General features: G+C 69.7%; 14 protein-coding genes. 3 read left to right on the plus strand and 11 right to left on the minus strand.

The genetic code is table 11. From position 1 onward, the window contains the following. Positions 1-311: 311 nt before the first annotated feature. The 9 genes from AMYAL_RS0143960 to AMYAL_RS0144000 form a co-directional block, all read right to left on the minus strand. Positions 312-2,240 carry a peptidoglycan D,D-transpeptidase FtsI family protein gene (locus AMYAL_RS0143960; RefSeq protein WP_020637683.1) on the minus strand — a complete coding sequence of 643 codons (1,929 nt, stop codon included), beginning with the start codon at positions 2,238-2,240 and terminating at the stop codon, positions 312-314. Beyond that, positions 2,240-2,947, minus strand: a complete 708-nt coding sequence (ftsL, locus tag AMYAL_RS0143965) for a cell division protein FtsL (protein ID WP_020637684.1) — start codon at positions 2,945-2,947, stop codon at positions 2,240-2,242. The genes AMYAL_RS0143960 and ftsL overlap by 1 nt, the downstream gene beginning before the upstream one ends. Continuing rightward, positions 2,944-3,903, minus strand: a complete 960-nt coding sequence (gene rsmH, locus AMYAL_RS0143970) for a 16S rRNA (cytosine(1402)-N(4))-methyltransferase RsmH (protein ID WP_020637685.1) — start codon at positions 3,901-3,903, stop codon at positions 2,944-2,946. Before rsmH ends, ftsL begins: the two co-directional genes overlap by 4 nt. A gap of 204 nt (positions 3,904-4,107) precedes the next feature. After that, a complete protein-coding gene (gene mraZ, locus AMYAL_RS0143975; RefSeq protein WP_026467959.1) occupies positions 4,108-4,539 on the minus strand; it encodes a division/cell wall cluster transcriptional repressor MraZ in 432 nt (143 codons plus the stop codon). 503 nt (positions 4,540-5,042) lie between these two features. After that, positions 5,043-5,525, minus strand: a complete 483-nt coding sequence (locus AMYAL_RS0143980; RefSeq protein ID WP_020637687.1) for a hypothetical protein — start codon at positions 5,523-5,525, stop codon at positions 5,043-5,045. Positions 5,526-5,598: 73 nt separating this feature from the next. Beyond that, positions 5,599-6,351, minus strand: coding sequence for an ESX secretion-associated protein EspG (locus tag AMYAL_RS0143985; RefSeq protein WP_020637688.1), 753 nt, complete (start codon positions 6,349-6,351; stop codon positions 5,599-5,601). Continuing rightward, positions 6,348-6,926, minus strand: coding sequence for a hypothetical protein (locus tag AMYAL_RS0143990; protein WP_020637689.1), 579 nt, complete (start codon positions 6,924-6,926; stop codon positions 6,348-6,350). Before AMYAL_RS0143990 ends, AMYAL_RS0143985 begins: the two co-directional genes overlap by 4 nt. 10 nt (positions 6,927-6,936) lie before the next feature. Beyond that, positions 6,937-7,515 (minus strand): DUF3558 domain-containing protein, encoded by a 579-nt coding sequence (locus tag AMYAL_RS0143995; RefSeq protein WP_342364867.1) that lies wholly within the window; start codon positions 7,513-7,515, stop codon positions 6,937-6,939. Then, on the minus strand, positions 7,475-7,828 hold the full coding sequence (locus tag AMYAL_RS0144000) for a hypothetical protein (protein ID WP_020637691.1): 354 nt from the start codon (positions 7,826-7,828) through the stop codon (positions 7,475-7,477). The genes AMYAL_RS0143995 and AMYAL_RS0144000 overlap by 41 nt, the downstream gene beginning before the upstream one ends. 286 nt (positions 7,829-8,114) lie before the next feature. On the opposite strand from AMYAL_RS0144000, the gene AMYAL_RS0144005 reads away from it, so the two are divergent. From AMYAL_RS0144005 to AMYAL_RS0144015, 3 genes are all read left to right on the plus strand, one after another. Beyond that, positions 8,115-9,203: an AAA family ATPase gene (locus tag AMYAL_RS0144005; protein WP_020637692.1), complete on the plus strand. Its 1,089-nt coding sequence runs from the start codon at positions 8,115-8,117 to the stop codon at positions 9,201-9,203. Between the two features lie 73 nt (positions 9,204-9,276). After that, on the plus strand, positions 9,277-10,551 hold the full coding sequence (locus AMYAL_RS0144010; RefSeq protein WP_020637693.1) for a DUF58 domain-containing protein: 1,275 nt from the start codon (positions 9,277-9,279) through the stop codon (positions 10,549-10,551). Continuing rightward, positions 10,548-13,043 carry a transglutaminase TgpA family protein gene (locus tag AMYAL_RS0144015; protein ID WP_026467960.1) on the plus strand — a complete coding sequence of 832 codons (2,496 nt, stop codon included), beginning with the start codon at positions 10,548-10,550 and terminating at the stop codon, positions 13,041-13,043. Before AMYAL_RS0144010 ends, AMYAL_RS0144015 begins: the two co-directional genes overlap by 4 nt. Before the next feature lie 287 nt (positions 13,044-13,330). On the opposite strand, the gene AMYAL_RS0144020 is transcribed toward AMYAL_RS0144015, so the two are convergent. Then, positions 13,331-13,747, minus strand: a complete 417-nt coding sequence (locus AMYAL_RS0144020; RefSeq protein WP_020637695.1) for a DUF3040 domain-containing protein — start codon at positions 13,745-13,747, stop codon at positions 13,331-13,333. 197 nt (positions 13,748-13,944) lie between these two features. After that, on the minus strand, positions 13,945-15,162 hold the full coding sequence (gene dinB / locus AMYAL_RS0144025; RefSeq protein WP_020637696.1) for a DNA polymerase IV: 1,218 nt from the start codon (positions 15,160-15,162) through the stop codon (positions 13,945-13,947). Positions 15,163-15,305 lie beyond the last annotated feature (143 nt).

Below are 15,305 nucleotides of genomic sequence, written 5' to 3' on the forward strand. Positions count from 1 at the left end.
GCGGGTGCGGGCGCGCCCGGTCTTCTGGACGGTGCCCGCGCAGGGAACCGTTCACGCACAGCGACGGCCACGCAGCTGTGACGCCGTGCCGGTCGTGGATGACGCGAAAGCCACTTTCGCAACGTTGAAGGTTGCGAAAGTGGCTTTCGCAACGCGGGTGCCGGGCCGCTCAGCCTGGGTGACCGAAGCCGTATCTCTCGTGCTCGGAGCCGTATCTCGTGTGTCTGGAGCCGGAACTCGCGTGTCTCGGGACGGATGAGCGAGTTCCGGCTCCAAGCACGCGAGTTCCGTGTCCAAGCACGCGTGTTACGTCAGGAAAGTACCAGCGGCACCTGGGGTGACGGGCCGTTCGAGAGCGGGATCTGGAACCGCTGCGCCAGGTAGGCGGCCACCGAGTGGAACAGCGGCGCGGACGAGCCCCCGCCAGGCAGCGAGGTGTCCGGCGCGTCGAGCCGGATGCCGACCACGAAACGCGGGTTGTCGGCGGGCAGGATCCCGGCGAAGGTGATGTTGTACAGCTGGCTGCTGTACTTCTTCGTCTGGGGGTCGACCTGCTGGCCGGTGCCCGTCTTGCCCGAGACCTGGTAGCCCTCCAGCGCCGCCTTCGGCCCGGTGCCGCTCTGCTGCCCGCGGCCGCTCTGCGTCACCGCGCGCATCATGTCGCGCACGGTCTTCGCCGCCTGCGGGCTGATGACCTGCACGGTCTTCGGCGCCGGTTCGGGGACGACGGTCCCGTCCGGGTTGACCTTCGCCTTGACCACCCGCGGTTCCACGCGCAGCCCGTCGTTCGCGATGGCCTGGTACATCCCGGCCATCTGCACGACGGTCATCGAAAGCCCCTGCCCGATCGGCAGGTTGCCGAAGGTCGTGGCGTACCACTGATTCCGCGGCGGCACGACGCCAGGGCTCTCGCCGGGGAGGCCGAGCCCGGTGCGCTGGCCGAGACCGAATTTCTTGAGCAGGTCCGCGTACCTGTCCTCGCCGATCTTCTGCGCCAGCAACAGGGTCCCGACGTTCGACGACTTCGCGAAGATGCCGGTGGTGGTGAACTGCTGCGTGCCGTGATGCCAGGCGTCCTTGACGATCTTGTCCGCGACCTGCAGCGAACCCGGCACCGCCTGTACCGACTCCGGTGTGGTGATGCCTTCGTCGATCGCGCCCGCGGCGGTGACGACCTTGTTCACCGAACCGGGTTCGAACGGCGTGCTCACCGCGCGGTTGTTGAGGTTCTCCGTCTCACTGCGCGAAGCCGGGTCGTTGAGATTGACCGTCTTGTCGTTGGCCAGCGCGTAGACTTCGCCGGTCTTCGAGTCCATGATGACGGCCTGGCCGCCCTTGGCCTTCGACTTGACGACGTACTCGCTCAGCTGCCGCTGCAGTTCGTACTGCAGATCGGTGTCGATCGTCAGCTGCAGGTCCGAACCGGGGACGGCGTTCTGGATGTCCCGCTCGGTACCGGGGATGACGAGGTTGTCGTTGCCGTTCCGGGTGTTGACGATCTTGCGGCCCGGCGTTCCGGCGAGATCGTAGTCCCGCGAAGCCTCCAGCCCGTAGCCACCGTGCAGGTTGTGCTTGGAGAGGTCCTTGTCGTCGGTGCGCCAGTTCGCGTAACCGATGATGTTCGCGCCCACCGAGTCGCCGGGGTACTCCCGCTTCGAGCGCTTCTCGACGGTGATCCACGGGTACTGCTTGACGATCGCGTCGGCGACCGACGGTTCGATGTCGTGGACAAGGTAGGTGAACCCGTCCGGCTTGTGGAACTTCTCCAGCAGCTCCTGCTCGGTGATCACTCCCGGCAGCTTCGCCGCGATCAGCTTCGCCGCCCCCGCCACCTCGGTTTCGAAGTTCTTGCCCTTGGTCGGGTTCTTGACGGCGAATTCGTCCCACGTCTTGTGGAGCCAGTTCAGGCTCACCGCGAGGGTCCGCACTTCGACACTGAAGGCGATCTTCGTCCCGTTGCGGTCCATGATGGACCCGCGCTGCGCGGGACTTTCGATCACCGACGTGCGCTGCCGTTCCGCGGCCTCGGACAGCGCACCGGCCTCGAACCACTGCACCTGCACCAGTTTGAGGCCGGCGAGCACCATCACGACGATCAGCAGGATCCGGACACCGGTGAACCGGCTCCGGTTCCCTCCGTTGCCTCGCCGGGCGGTGGCACGACGGGTCCCGGCGGCGTAGGTCCGCCGCGCGCTCCCCGCCGACCGGGCCCTGGGCTGCGCCGGACGGACGGGTGACATCACTGGCCTCCCTGCGCCGGGGGCGGCGCGTTCTCCTGCGGCACGGCGGGCTGGTCACCTTCGATCGGCGCACCCTGCTGGGTGCCCTCGGCGGGCGGCGGTGCCGCGGTCTGGGGGGCGGGCGTGTCCCCGGTGGCCTTCTTCGGCTCACCGACCACAGTGGACTGCCCTTCCGTGCCGACCACGATGTGCGCGGGGTCGCCGCCGGGCACCATGCCCAGCTCCCTGGCCTTGGGCGCCAGGGAAGCGGGCGACTCGGCCTTCGCGACCTCGCGCTGCAGCCGTTCCTTCGACTCGGCGAGCCCTGCGTTGGTAGTGCGGAGCTGTTCGAGCCGGTAGGAGTCGGCGATGGCCTGAGTGGTCAGCCACAGCGTGCACGCCACGCCGACGGCGAGCATGCCCATCATCATCAGCACGAACGACGCGCGCGAGCGCGGCCAACGCAGCTTGAACTTCTTCTTCGGCTCTTCCTTGCCCGTGCCGCCTTCGGCGTCGGGACGGTTGCGTCGCTGGTCGCGCTGCAGCAGATCGGCGCGCTGGGCGCGGCGGGCGTAGGCGCGTTCCGCCGCCGACGTCCGGCCGCGGGAGGCGCGAGTGGACGGCTTGGTCTCGGTGGCGTCCGGCGTTTCCTCGACCGTGCTGGTCGCGCGGGCACGCCGTCCGGGCGCCGGTGTCCGGCGGCCGCGGGATTTCGCGGGAGCGGTCATCGTGCTCGGTCTCCGATCCGTTCGGCGGCTCGCAGCCGCACGGAGGCGGCCCGCGTGTTCAGTTCGGTCTCCGCCTCGCCGGCCTTCTCGGCCCCTCTGGTGAGCAGTTTCAGTTCCGGGCCGTGGCCCGGCAGTTCGACCGGAAGCCCTTCCGGGGTCCGGGATTTCGCCAGTTCCGCGAAGGCCTGCTTGACCAGCCTGTCTTCGAGGGACTGATAGGACTCGACGACGATGCGGCCGCCGACGGCGAGCGAGGACAGTGCCCGCGGCATCGCCCGCCGCAGCACCTCCAGTTCGCCGTTGACCTCGATCCGCAGCGCCTGGAAGGTGCGCTTCGCCGGATGCCCGCCGGTGCGCCTGCTCGCCGCGGGGACCGCGTCGTACAGCAGTTCCACCAGCCGTCCGCTGCGCGTGAAAGGTTCCTTCTCACGTTCCGCCACAACGGCTTTGACGATCCGCTGGGCGAAGCGTTCCTCGCCGTAGTCACGAAGGATCCGGATCAGCTCGCCGGGGCCGTAGGTGTTGAGCACGTCGGCCGCGGTGATCCCGGTGGTCGGGTCCATCCTCATGTCGAGCGGGGAGTCCTTGGAGTAGGCGAAACCGCGCTCGGCCCGGTCCAGCTGCATCGAGGAAACGCCGAGGTCGAACAGGATCCCGTCCACTCTGGACAGTCCGAGGCCCTGCAGCGCGGACGGCATCTCGTCGTAGACGGCGTGCACGAAGTCGACGCGATCACCGTGCGGCGCAAGACGTTTCGCGGAGAGTTCCAGCGCGTTGGGGTCGCGGTCGAGCGCGACGAGGCGCAACGAGGGAAACGCGGTGAGCAGCGCGTCCGAGTGACCGCCGAGTCCGACGGTCGCGTCGACCAGCACGGCCTCGCGGTCGGAGAAGACCGGCGAGAACAGTTCGACGATGCGGTTGAGCAGCACCGGAACGTGCTCGTGTTCGTCTGCCATGTCTTCCCCCCTTTCCTGTAGTGCCGGGGAAGATGCCGGATGCCGTCAGGTCCCTGTCCGCCCGCTTACTGACCTGGTACCGGGGAAGGTGTACCAGGGCCACTGAGCGGACAGAGGCCTCACGGCATCCGTGTGGGCGGTTTCCGGCGTGTCCGAAGCGTGAACCCGCGCCCCCCGACGGCGTGGGTGCTTCCTCGGCCACGTCTAGAAGACGCCCGGCAGAACTTCCTCTCGAGCCTTCGCGTAGCTGTCCTCGTGTTCGTCCAGGTAGCCCTGCCACGCTTGGGCGTCCCAGATCTCCAGCCTGGTGATCGCCCCGATCACCACGCACTCCTTGTTCAGCCCGGCATAGCGTCGGAGCTCGGACGCGATCGCGATACGTCCTTGCCCGTCCGGGCGTTGTTCGTCCGTACCGGCGAAGAGATAACGCTGATAGGCCCGGACCGCCTCGTTCGTGAACGGGGCGTCGGCGACCTTCCTCGCCATCTGCTCGAACTCGGCCCGTGGAAAGACGAAGAGACAGTGATCCTGCCCCTTGGTGATCATCAGCCCACCGGCGAGCGCGTCGCGGTACTTCGCGGGCAGCGTGAGCCGCCCCTTGTCATCCAGTTTCGGGGTGTGGGTGCCGAGGAACACCGGCTCCACCTCCCTACCGATCCTGGCTGCGAACAACCAAGGCCGGCCACGGGGCTCCCTTCTGCCCCACTGCGCACCACCGTACCCCACTTTTCACCACAGTCAACGCGTCAAAAGCCGCGACCACTCCGTCGTGTCAGGCGTTTCCGCTGGTCAGCCAGGTGGGGCCAGGTGGGGGCGTGGTGGGGGACGGTGGCCAAGATCCCCCTGGGCGGGTATCGAAGCAACCTCACCCATGCCTGATGCGTCCGGATATCGGCAGCCGGAACCCTGCCGTGGGGCGGAGTGGGGGTGAAAGTGGGGAATCCGGTGGTGCGCGGTGGGGGCAGCGGTGGGGGCATTGTGGAGTGTCACCCGCGACGGATTCCGTACCAGAAGGGACTTCCCAGCGAGCCTCGCGAGTGGTAATGACGGTTCTGATCGTCCTCTTCACTCAGGAGCCTGACCAACGCGGACGGCGACGATCGGTTCACCCAGGGAACCCGCTGTCCTAATCGGACACTTCAGCGCTTGTGCCTGCGGCGTCCGTTCATACCGGAGGTGATGCGACGGCTGACGCCGCGCCAGTCCTTGGGCTTCTCCTTCGGTTCCGGCAGGAGCCGGCCGAGGCGACCACCGACCCGGAACCCGGCGAGCCGGCCGGGGATCACGCTCACGAAGACGAGCAGGATCCACCAGCCGCCCGCGACCGGCCACGACGGCCGGTCGACCGGGACCACGGAGAGTCCGCTCCGCGAACTGTTCTTCTTCCGGTACTTGAACTCTTCGACCGGCACACGGCCTGCCAACGCGGAGACCGAGGTGACGGTCGTCCTGGAGACCTGCTCTTCACCAGGGGAAACGGTGTCCCACTGGACTTCCGCCTCGCACGAGTACGTCATCCAGATGTGGACCGCGCTCCTTCCGCACTGCTCGACCCGCGCGGTACCTGTCCTGGTGAGCGTGCCCCATGGCTCGAAACCGACCAGCCACTGGAAGGAGAACATCAGCCACAACGTGAGAAGGCCGCTTTTCCTGCTTTCGCGCCTGTCTCCGAAGACTCCCCAGGCTCCGGACAACCTAGCGGTCCGGGTCCAGCAGCGAAGCCAATCGCGCGGCCAGTCGCGGACCGTCCACTGGGGACACGTTCACCCACGCCTGCCCGCCGCGGCCTTCGGTCCGGGCCGCACAGTACGCGCCGACGTCGGTGTCGAACCAGGTCAGGCCACCCGCCCGGTGCGCCCGGCCGTCGCGGCCGCGGGTCCGCACGGTGAACTGGCCCGCGCTGTAGACGGGCCGCGCTTGGATGGCGAGCACCTCGCGCAGCTGACTGTCCGAAGCCGACGACCGTCCGCCGTCGCCGAACACCGGATCCTCCAGGTCACCGCCGAAGCGCGCCGCGGGCAGGCTGATCCCGTAGCCGGGGCCGGGCCGCAGCTCCGGCAGGACGTCGACGATCGCGCCGAACACCTCGCCGTCGCCGATCCCGGAAAGCGCGATGGTCTGCTCGGGCTGGGTGGCCAGCACGCCGTGCCGTCCGCGCGCGGCCGCGACCGCGCGGAACGGGGCTTCGGCCGTCATGTCGGCCAGCGCCTCGCATTCGACGTAGACCTCGGCCCGCGCGAGCAGGTCGAGCCGTGCTTCCAGTGCGGCGTCGAGCCGGTCACCGTCATAGAGGCCTCGTTCGGCGAGGTTTTCGTAGACCGCGCCGCGGATCTCGGTTCGTTCCGCTTCCGTGGCGCCGACGCTGCGGACGGACAGCGGCCACGGCGGGGCCGCGTGCCCCAGGTCGGACCAGAGGACATCGAACGCCGACGCGGAAACGCGGATCAAGACCGCCCCAGCCGGGGCGGCTTCCCGAAGGAGACCTGCGGGGTCAGCGAACGCAGCGACGTGTCGCGGGTGTTCATCACGTCGACGGCCTTGCGGCGGGCCGCCTCGGCCTCCGCGTGCTTGGCCTCCATCTCGTCGGCGAGCGCGGCGAGAAGCGCGAGGTTCCCGCCGGCGGCGGCGTCGCGGATCATCGCGCCGGGGTCGTAGTCCACCGGCGGCGGCATGTCCGCGCGAGCCCGCGCCGCGGCCTCGGCCTGCCCGGAGACCGCCTGTCCGAGAGCGGACGAGAGATCGGCGGACCAGGTCAGCCAGCCGGACGCCGTGGACAGCACACCGCGAAGCGCGTCGCCCGCTTCTCCTCGCCAGTTCTCTTCGCTACTTCCGGCCAGCCCGGCCAGGTCCGCCGTCGCGTCGTGCATACGCCGCGCGAGCGCGTCCCAGGCGGCACCGATGCCACCCGCCGCCTCGGGGTCGTTGCCCGCCTCGACTTCGGCGGCCAGCGCCTCGTGGCTGTAGGCCTCGTACCGCGTGGCCGCGACCGGGACCTCGCGGCCCGGCGTCTCTCCTTCAGGCACGACAGTTCTCCTAAGGCAGTTTGGGTTCGGCCAGTCCCGCCACCTTCACCGCGCGCTCGCAGGCGAGCGGGGTGTCGGTGAAGTTCGTGTTGCTCACGTCGATCTGGACGCTCGCCTTCTCCCCCATGCCGAGCAGGACCGCGCAGGTTCCGTCGGCGGCCTTCTTGTCGGCGACCTTGAGCGCTTCGCGGTCACCGACCTTGGTCTTCGTGGCGGTCTTACGCGCGACCTCGAGGTCTTTCAGCCCGTTCCGCTCGTCCACCGTGATGGTGACGCCGAAGGTCGCGGGCACCGTCCAGTCGCAGGCGCGGGCGCCGTTGATCTCCTTCGGCACGCCGAGCACGTTCACCCCGGCCGTCGACCGGTCCTGCGGGTCGAGCAGCGAGCACGGATCCACTCCGCCGTCCGGCGCGGGCGCTGAAGACGAGGAAGCCGGGCCCCCACCGTCGTCCGCGGCCGGAATCCGCGCCTGGCCTGCGGCCCCTTGCCCGCAAGCGGACACTGTAAGGACGAAGAGGGCGACGAGAGGGAGGCGTGAGCGCATGGGGTCAGCCGCCGACACAGTCCACGTCCGCCGCCGCTTGTTCATCCTGTCGGGTGTACCGGGCCAGCGCCTTCTCGATCCGGTTCTTGAGCGCCTCGAGTTCCCTGCCGAACGCGGTGAGCGCCTCGACCGCGGAGCCGTCGGCCCCGATCCCGTACTGCGCCATGAACCTGCCGACCTCGTCCGCGTATCCCCCGCCGAGGGGAACCGTGCGGCCGAGGACCTTGGCCTCGCGGACCATCTGGCCGACCACGTCCTGCAGGGCGGAGATCTTCACGTGGGCGTCCGACGCCAGCTCCGGGGCGACCGCGAATCCGCTCAGATCGAACCGGGGTTTGGCGGTACTCACCTCGCTCATATGCGATTACGCCTCTCCGTAGTCGAGCGACCTCGCAACGGAGCATACGACAAAACCCGGTGTCAGCGGGAGCACCTGAAAACGCGCTCAACTCACCCGTTCGAGGTAAGCTCTCCGGTTGCACAGAGTCATCGACTGGGGTTGGCGGGGTTCCCCCCACGAGTTCGCCCGAGTTTGACACACTTCGTGGGAGGCTGACCGCTGCCCAGGGGACTACTCGGGGACTGAAAGCTGGCCCTTCAGCAGACACCAGCGGACATCCAGCCACGCGGCATCAGGAGGTCGAGTGACGTCGAGAATCCAGTCTGCGACGCCCGGCGAACAGCAGGGCGAGCAGGCAACCGGGCAAGCGCCGTACCCCACGGCCGCAGGCTCGGTCAGCGGCCGGCAGAACGGTCGTGACGGCAGGGCGTCGCTCGACGAACTGCACGAGACGGCGCGGCGGATCGCCGCCAACGTGGAGCGGGTACTGGTCGGCAAACCCGACGTCATCCGCATCGCGCTCGTGACCCTGCTCGCCGAAGGCCATCTCCTCGTCGAAGACGTCCCCGGAGTCGGCAAGACCTCGCTGGCGAAGGCGCTGGCCCGCTCGATCGACTGCACCGTGAGCCGGATCCAGTTCACCCCCGACCTGCTGCCCAGCGACGTCACCGGGGTGTCCATCTACAACCGGCAGAGCGGCGGGTTCGAGTTCCGGCCCGGCCCGGTGTTCGCGAACATCGTGGTCGGCGACGAGATCAACCGCGCCTCGCCGAAGACGCAGTCGGCCCTGCTCGAATGCATGGAAGAGCACCAGGTCACCGTCGACACCTCGACGTATCACCTCGAAGAGCCGTTCATGGTGATCGCCACCCAGAACCCGATCGAGATGGAGGGCACCTACGCGCTGCCCGAAGCCCAGCGGGACCGGTTCACCGCGCGGGTGTCCATCGGCTACCCCGACCAGCAGGCCGAACTGGCCATGGTCGACGAGCACGCCGGGCACAACCCGCTGGCCGATCTCGAACCCGTCTCCGACCGCGAGTCGGTGCAGCGGCTGATCGAGACGGTGCGTTCGGTGCACATGTCGCCGGAGGTCCGCCGGTACGCCGTCGATCTGGTTTCCGCGACCCGGCAGGTACCGGAGATCCGGCTCGGCGCCTCGCCGCGGGCGACCCTGCAGCTGGTCCGCGCGGCCAGGGCGCAGGCCGCGCTCTCCGGCCGCGAGTTCGTCGTCCCGGACGACCTGCACACGGTCGCGGTCCCGGTGCTGGCGCACCGCATGGTGCTCACCACCGAGGCGGCCGCCGCTCGCCGGTCGGCCACCGACGTGGTCCGCGCGATCCTGCACCGTGTTCCCGTTCCACAGGGCTCCACGGGCACGAACCACCGCTGAGCAAAGGTCCATCCATGCCCCCACCACCGCCCTCGACGGGTGAGCTTCGCTCGGCTGATTGGATTCCGGAGCCATGCTGCGTGCTCTGTCAGGCCTGACCACACGCGGCCGCTGCCTCCTCGCCGCCGGGGTCGCCGCAGCGGTGTGCTCGTTCGTGCTCAACGAGCGGGATCTGCTGCGGGTCGCGGTGTTCGTCGTCGCCCTGCCCCTGCTGGTCGCCTTCTTCATCTCGGCGACCCGGCTGAAGCTGGGCGCGGCGCGCGCGCTGCGCCCGGACCGGGTCTCGGTCGGTTCGCCCGGCGAAGTCCAGCTCGAACTCTGGCGGAACGGCAGGCTCCCGGCGGGCGAGGTGCTGCTCGAAGACGGCGTGCCGTACGCGCTGGGTTCGCGGCCGCGGTTCGTCGTCGAACGGCTGCCCCACGACCGGCGGGTCGCGCTGCGGTATCCGCTGCAGCCGGTCCTGCGCGGGATCCAGCAGGTCGGCCCGCTGCGGGCGACGATCACCGACCCGTTCGGGCTGTGCGAGTTCGAACGTGAGCTGATCGGGCATTCCCGGCTGGTCGTCGTGCCGAAGGTGGTCGGCCTGTGGGGCCTGCCCAGCGGTGCCGGGATCGGCGCCGGTGACGACGGCAGCATCCGCCTGCACGCCGGACAGGGCGAGGCGGACGTGATCGTCCGGCAGTACCGCCAGGGCGACGACCTGCGGAAGGTCCACTGGCGCTCGACCGCCCGCCGCGACGAGATCATGGTCCGCGTCGAGGAGCGGCCGTGGCGTGGCGGCACCACGGTGCTGCTGGACCACCGCGCGGCCGCGCACCACGGCACCGGCCCCGCCGCGAGCCTCGAATGGGCGGTTTCGTTCGCCGCCTCCGTCTCGCTGCATCTGCGCCGCTCCGGTCACCGCGTCCGGCTGATCACCGAACACGGCCAGACCCTGGCCGACACCCCCGGCGAGGGTGGCGAGCACTACGACAACATCGTGCTCGACGTCCTCGCCGCGCTCCAGCCCGCGCACCAGCGCGACATCACCCTCGGCCACGATCCGGCCGAGGGACAGGAACTCATCGCGGTGCTCGGCACCGTCAGCAACGAATCCGTGCACGAGCTGTCCCGGTACCGCCCGCGCGGGATCCGGAGTCTCGCCGTGCTGCTCGACACCCCCGGCTGGTCCTCCGGCGTCAACCGGCCCGAGAACCGCGCCGCCGCCACCGAAGAGTCGGTGGCGCTGCTGCGCGCCGCGGGCTGGGGCGTCGTCGTCGCCGGCCCCGGCTCGCCCATGCAGCAGGTCTGGGCCGAGCTCTGCCAGACCGCCACCCGCCGGGGCACGCTGATCGGAGGCGGCCTGTGACCGCGACCGCGCCACCCCGGCCGCACACCCCCCAGCCGCGTCCCGCGGCGCCACCGCCGGTCTGGACGAGCAGCGTGCTCGCGCCGATCGCCGCCGGGCTCGCCACGCTGTTCGCCTCGACATCGCTCACCGGTGTCGTCTCCGGCTGGGCGTGGTTCGGCTACCTGCTGGTCGCCGTCGTGCTGATCGCCTCCACCGGGCTCGCCCTGCGGTCGCTGCGCGCGCCGACCGTCCTCGTCGGCCTGGCGCAGCTGCTGGTACTGCTGTTCCTGATCACAGGGGCGTTCACCACCAGCGGGATCCTGAAGATCATCCCCGGCCCGGCCGCGCTCGACGAACTGCGTGGCGTGCTCGCCGCGGCGGCCGAGCAGATCCGCGTCGGACTGCCGCCGGTCGAGGGCACGCCGCCGATCCTCTGCCTGATCACCATCGCGATCGGGCTGGTCGCGGTGCTGGTCGACACGCTCGCCGTGGCCGCCGCCGCGCCCGCCGCGACCGGCCTGGTGCTGCTGTGCGTCTACGCCGTGCCCGCCGCGATCGCCGAAGACATTCTGCCGTGGTGGACGTTCCTGCTCAGCGCGGCCGCGTTCGCCGGGCTGCTCGCCGTCGACGGCAATCACCGGCATCGCCGCTGGCGCAACCGGGACGCGCCCGGACTGGGCAACTCGGCGAGCACGCTGTCCGCCCCGGTCGGCGTGGTGGCCGCCGCGATCGCGATGGGCCTGGTCATCGGCATGGCCGTCACCGGTGTCGGCACGGTCGGCAGGCTCCCCGGAGCCGACGGATCCGGCCGCGGCGGGGCGGGCGGCTTCGGTGTCGAGCCGTTCACGCAGCTGCGCGGCCTGCTCGACCAAGGCGAGAACGTGGAGCTGTTCAAGGTCTACGGGATGGGCGCGGACAAGCGGCTGCTGCGCGCGTTCACCCTCGACACCTACACCCCGAACAAGGGCTGGGGCCTGGCGCAGAACGGCCGCGCCCAGCAGGGTGTCCAGGCCAATCTGCCGCTTCCTCCCGTCAAGGGCGACGACGGTGCCGGTCCCGGACGCGAGATCCGGATCGAGCCGACGAACTGGGTCGACAACTGGCTGCCGATCTACGGGGTGCCCCGGACGATCGGCGGACTGGCCGACAACTGGCTGTACGACCCCGTCGGCGGTGCGGTGTTCACTACGACCAAGCAGAGCGCGCCCGCCTACACCGAGACCGCGGCGATCAAGGAGCCGTCGAAGGACGAACTCCGGAACGACGACGCCCAGCTGGCCGAGGTGCCGCCGCAGTTCGTCCAGGTCGACCGCGTCGACCCCAGGGTGGCCGCGAAAGCCAAGCAGCTGACCGAGAACGAGCCCAACAACTTCGACAAGGCGCAGGCGATCTGGTCGTTCTTCACCGCGCAGAACGGCTTCGTCTACGACACCAAGACCGCCGAAGCCACCGACTCCGACGCGCTCGCCGACTTCGTCCTCAACGGCAAACGCGGGTTCTGCGAGCAGTTCGCGTCCGCGATGGCCGTGATGCTGCGGTCGGTCGGCATCCCGTCGCGGGTCGCCATCGGCTTCACCTCCGGCACCCCGAAGGGCGATCACCTCTCGATCAGCTCCGAGGACGCGCACGCGTGGGTCGAGGTCTACTTCCAGACGAAGGGCTGGGTCAGCTTCGACCCGACCCCGCTGGTCGACGGCCGCGCGGTCGTCCCGCCGTACCTGCAGACCGATCCCAGCAGCACTTCGGCCAACGACACGCAGGAAGTGCCGAGCGCGCCCGCGTCGAGCGCCCCCGCGACCGGCACGCCCCGTGACCCCGGCGCCGACACCGGCGCGGACGGCAGCGGGAACCAGCAGGACGAAGAGCCGCTGTGGCCCGCCATCCTCGCCGGCGTCCTCGGCGGGCTGGCCGCCGCGCTGACCGTGGTCGCGATCGTGCGGTCGCGATTGAGATACCGGGCGCTGATGCGCTCGGCGCCTTCCCCGGACCACGGGTTCCTCGACAACCAGAACGTGACGAACTGGCTGCCGCTGATCGCGATCGGGCTGTGGGTGGTGGCGTTCGCGTTCCTGGCGGCGTGGGTGTCGTGGTGGTTCGCGCTGGCCCTGGTGGTCGTCCTCGGCGGGCTGGGCACGCCGACGACGATCCGGGAGATCAAACGACGGCTGCGGCTGCAGAAGATCGCGTCCCACTCCTCCGCCGCGGCCGACGCGGCGTGGCGCGAGCTGATGGACGAATGCGCGGACCGCGGCCTGCCGCTCTCCGATGGCGACACCGTGCGCGTGGCGGGCCGGAAGGTCGTCGAAAAGCATCGTCTCGACGAGGAGGGCCGCTCCGGGCTGCGGACGGTCATCGGTGTCGTGGAGGCGTCCTGGTATTCGGACAAGCCCGCGGACGATCAGGCGCTGGGCCCGGCTTTCGACGAGGTCCGCAAGAGCCTGAAGCGGAACGCGCCCATGTCCTGGAAGGGACGGCTGTTCCCGCGGTCGCTTCGGCGGCGGGACAAGTAGCCGGCGCCTGTCCGGTCTCGTGGTCGTGAGTGGCAAGGGCGGTTAGAAACGACACTTGCCACTCACGAGACCCGGCCCCGTGGAGTCGGCGGAGGTGTCGCGAAAGCCACTTTCGGGACACCAGATGTCCCGAAAGTGGCTTTCGCGACACCGAGCCAGGCGCAGAGGCGAGCGGCTGAACACGCCATGGTCGCCTTACCCGTCAAGAGAACGCGACGAGACCCAGCCCGACAACGCGAACATGCCGACAAGGCAGAGCCCTGTCGGCATGTTCGCGTGTGTGAGAGCTACTGCTCCTCGAAGCGCTGGCGGAAGCGCTCTTCCATGCGCTGGGTGAAGGAGCTCCGGCGTGGGGACGCCTTACCGCCGCCACCTCCGCCCGCTCCCTGTCCACCGCTGTCCTTACCGCCTTCCGATTCGGCTCCGTGCCGAATCGACGTGACGGCCATCATGACTCCGAAGAACATCACGAGGAACCCGAGCACGCTGATCACTGGGATCTCGGCCACCCGGATGTTGACCACCACGCCGAGCACCAACAGTGCGACGCCCACTACGAACAGGGCGATGCCCTGCAAACGCCGTCGGCGGGCGGGGCGGCGCAACCGGGTGCCTCGCACCGTGGATGCGAACTTGGGGTCCTCGGCATAGAGCTCGCGCTCGATCTGATCGAGCAGCCGCTGCTCATGCTCGGAGAGTGGCATCTTTCCTCCTCCGGCACAGCTGTCGCGGGCGCCGGGCCGCGCAACGTCATGGACCCAACAGACAACCCCAGGCGGGGTGTCTCTGTCCAGGATACGAGCCCCGCGCTCGTCCGACTACCCGATCCCGTATCCGGAAGGGATCGAATTGGGCGAAACCACCCGACTCGGCTCTCTCGAAGACGGTTGAGCAGGCAATGTCACTGGTCACGGGGGGTCAGCAGTGACGCGGGCCGCACCGCGGCGGCGCCGAACTTCGACCTCGCGACGTCGGCGGCCACTTCCGCATCCCGCCAACGGGGTTCGGGTGAGTCGAAAAGCAGCTGTTCTCCACTACTCTCCGTGTCCAAGCCCTCGACTCTTACGCCGATCAGGCGGACTGCGCCCGCCGGCGCGTGCTCGGCGAGGAGTTCGACGGCGGTGCGGTGGATGTCGCGGGCCACATCCACCGGTACGGCGGTTGTCCTGGCGCGGGTGATGGTCTTGAAATCCGCGAACCGGACCTTGATCGACACCGTCCGTCCGCGCAGCCCCCGGCGGCGCAGGGTGGCGGCGACGCGTTCCGACAGCCGGAGCAGCTCCAGCCCGAGCGCCGAGCGGTCGTGGAGGTCGACGTCGAAGGTCACTTCGGCGCCGACCGACTTGTCCGGGGTCTCCGGGACCACCTCGCGTTCGTCGTGCCCGTTCGCGAGCGCCCACAGGTGCTCCCCCAGCGCCCGGCCCAGCGAGCGCCGCAGCCGGGCCAGTGGTGCGGTGGCGATGTCGGCGACGGTGTCGAGGCCCAGTTGCCGCAGATGCTCCTCGGTGCGCTTGCCGACGCCCCACAGCGCCGACACCGGCAGCGGGTGCAGGAACGCGAGCGTCTCGGCCGCCGGGACGACGACCATGCCGTCCGGTTTCGCCATCCCGGACGCCAGCTTGGCGACGAACTTGACCTTCGCGACGCCGACCGAGCAGCTGATCCCGAAGTCGGCGGCCACCCGCTCCCGGATCCAGGCGCCGAGCCGCGCGGGCGAGGAGTCCAGCCGTTTGAGCGCGCCACTGACGTCCAGGAAGGCTTCGTCCAGGCTCAGCGGCTCCACCAGAGGCGTCAGCTCACGGAAGATCCCCATGACCCCCTGGGACACCTCGCCGTAGAGACCGGGTGTCGGCGTGATGCAGATCAGCTGCGGGCAGAGCCGTTTGGCCGTCGAGAACGGCATGGCCGACCGGACGCCGAACTCGCGCGCCGCGTAGCTCGCGGCCGCGACGACCGACCTCGGGCCGCCGCCGGACACGACCACCGGCTTGCCCTCCAGTTCCGGACGCGTGCGCAGCTCACAGGACACGAAGAAGGCGTCCATGTCGACGTGCAGCAGGCCGCATCCGGTGTCGTCCGGCCAAGTGGTGGCCCCGGTGGTCACCCGGTACCGGGCCATCCCTCCCGGCAGCTCAGCGTTTCGTCCCACGTGCGAAAGCTAGCCCGGACCACCGACAATTCCGGCCGCGGCGTGCTCGTGTGACCGAACTCGCGTGCGCCGGCCCGGAACTCGCGTGATCAAAGCCGTGACTCGCGTGTCCG

It is taken from the genome of Amycolatopsis alba DSM 44262, assembly GCF_000384215.1.
Classification (GTDB): Bacteria; Actinomycetota; Actinomycetes; order Mycobacteriales; family Pseudonocardiaceae; genus Amycolatopsis; species Amycolatopsis alba.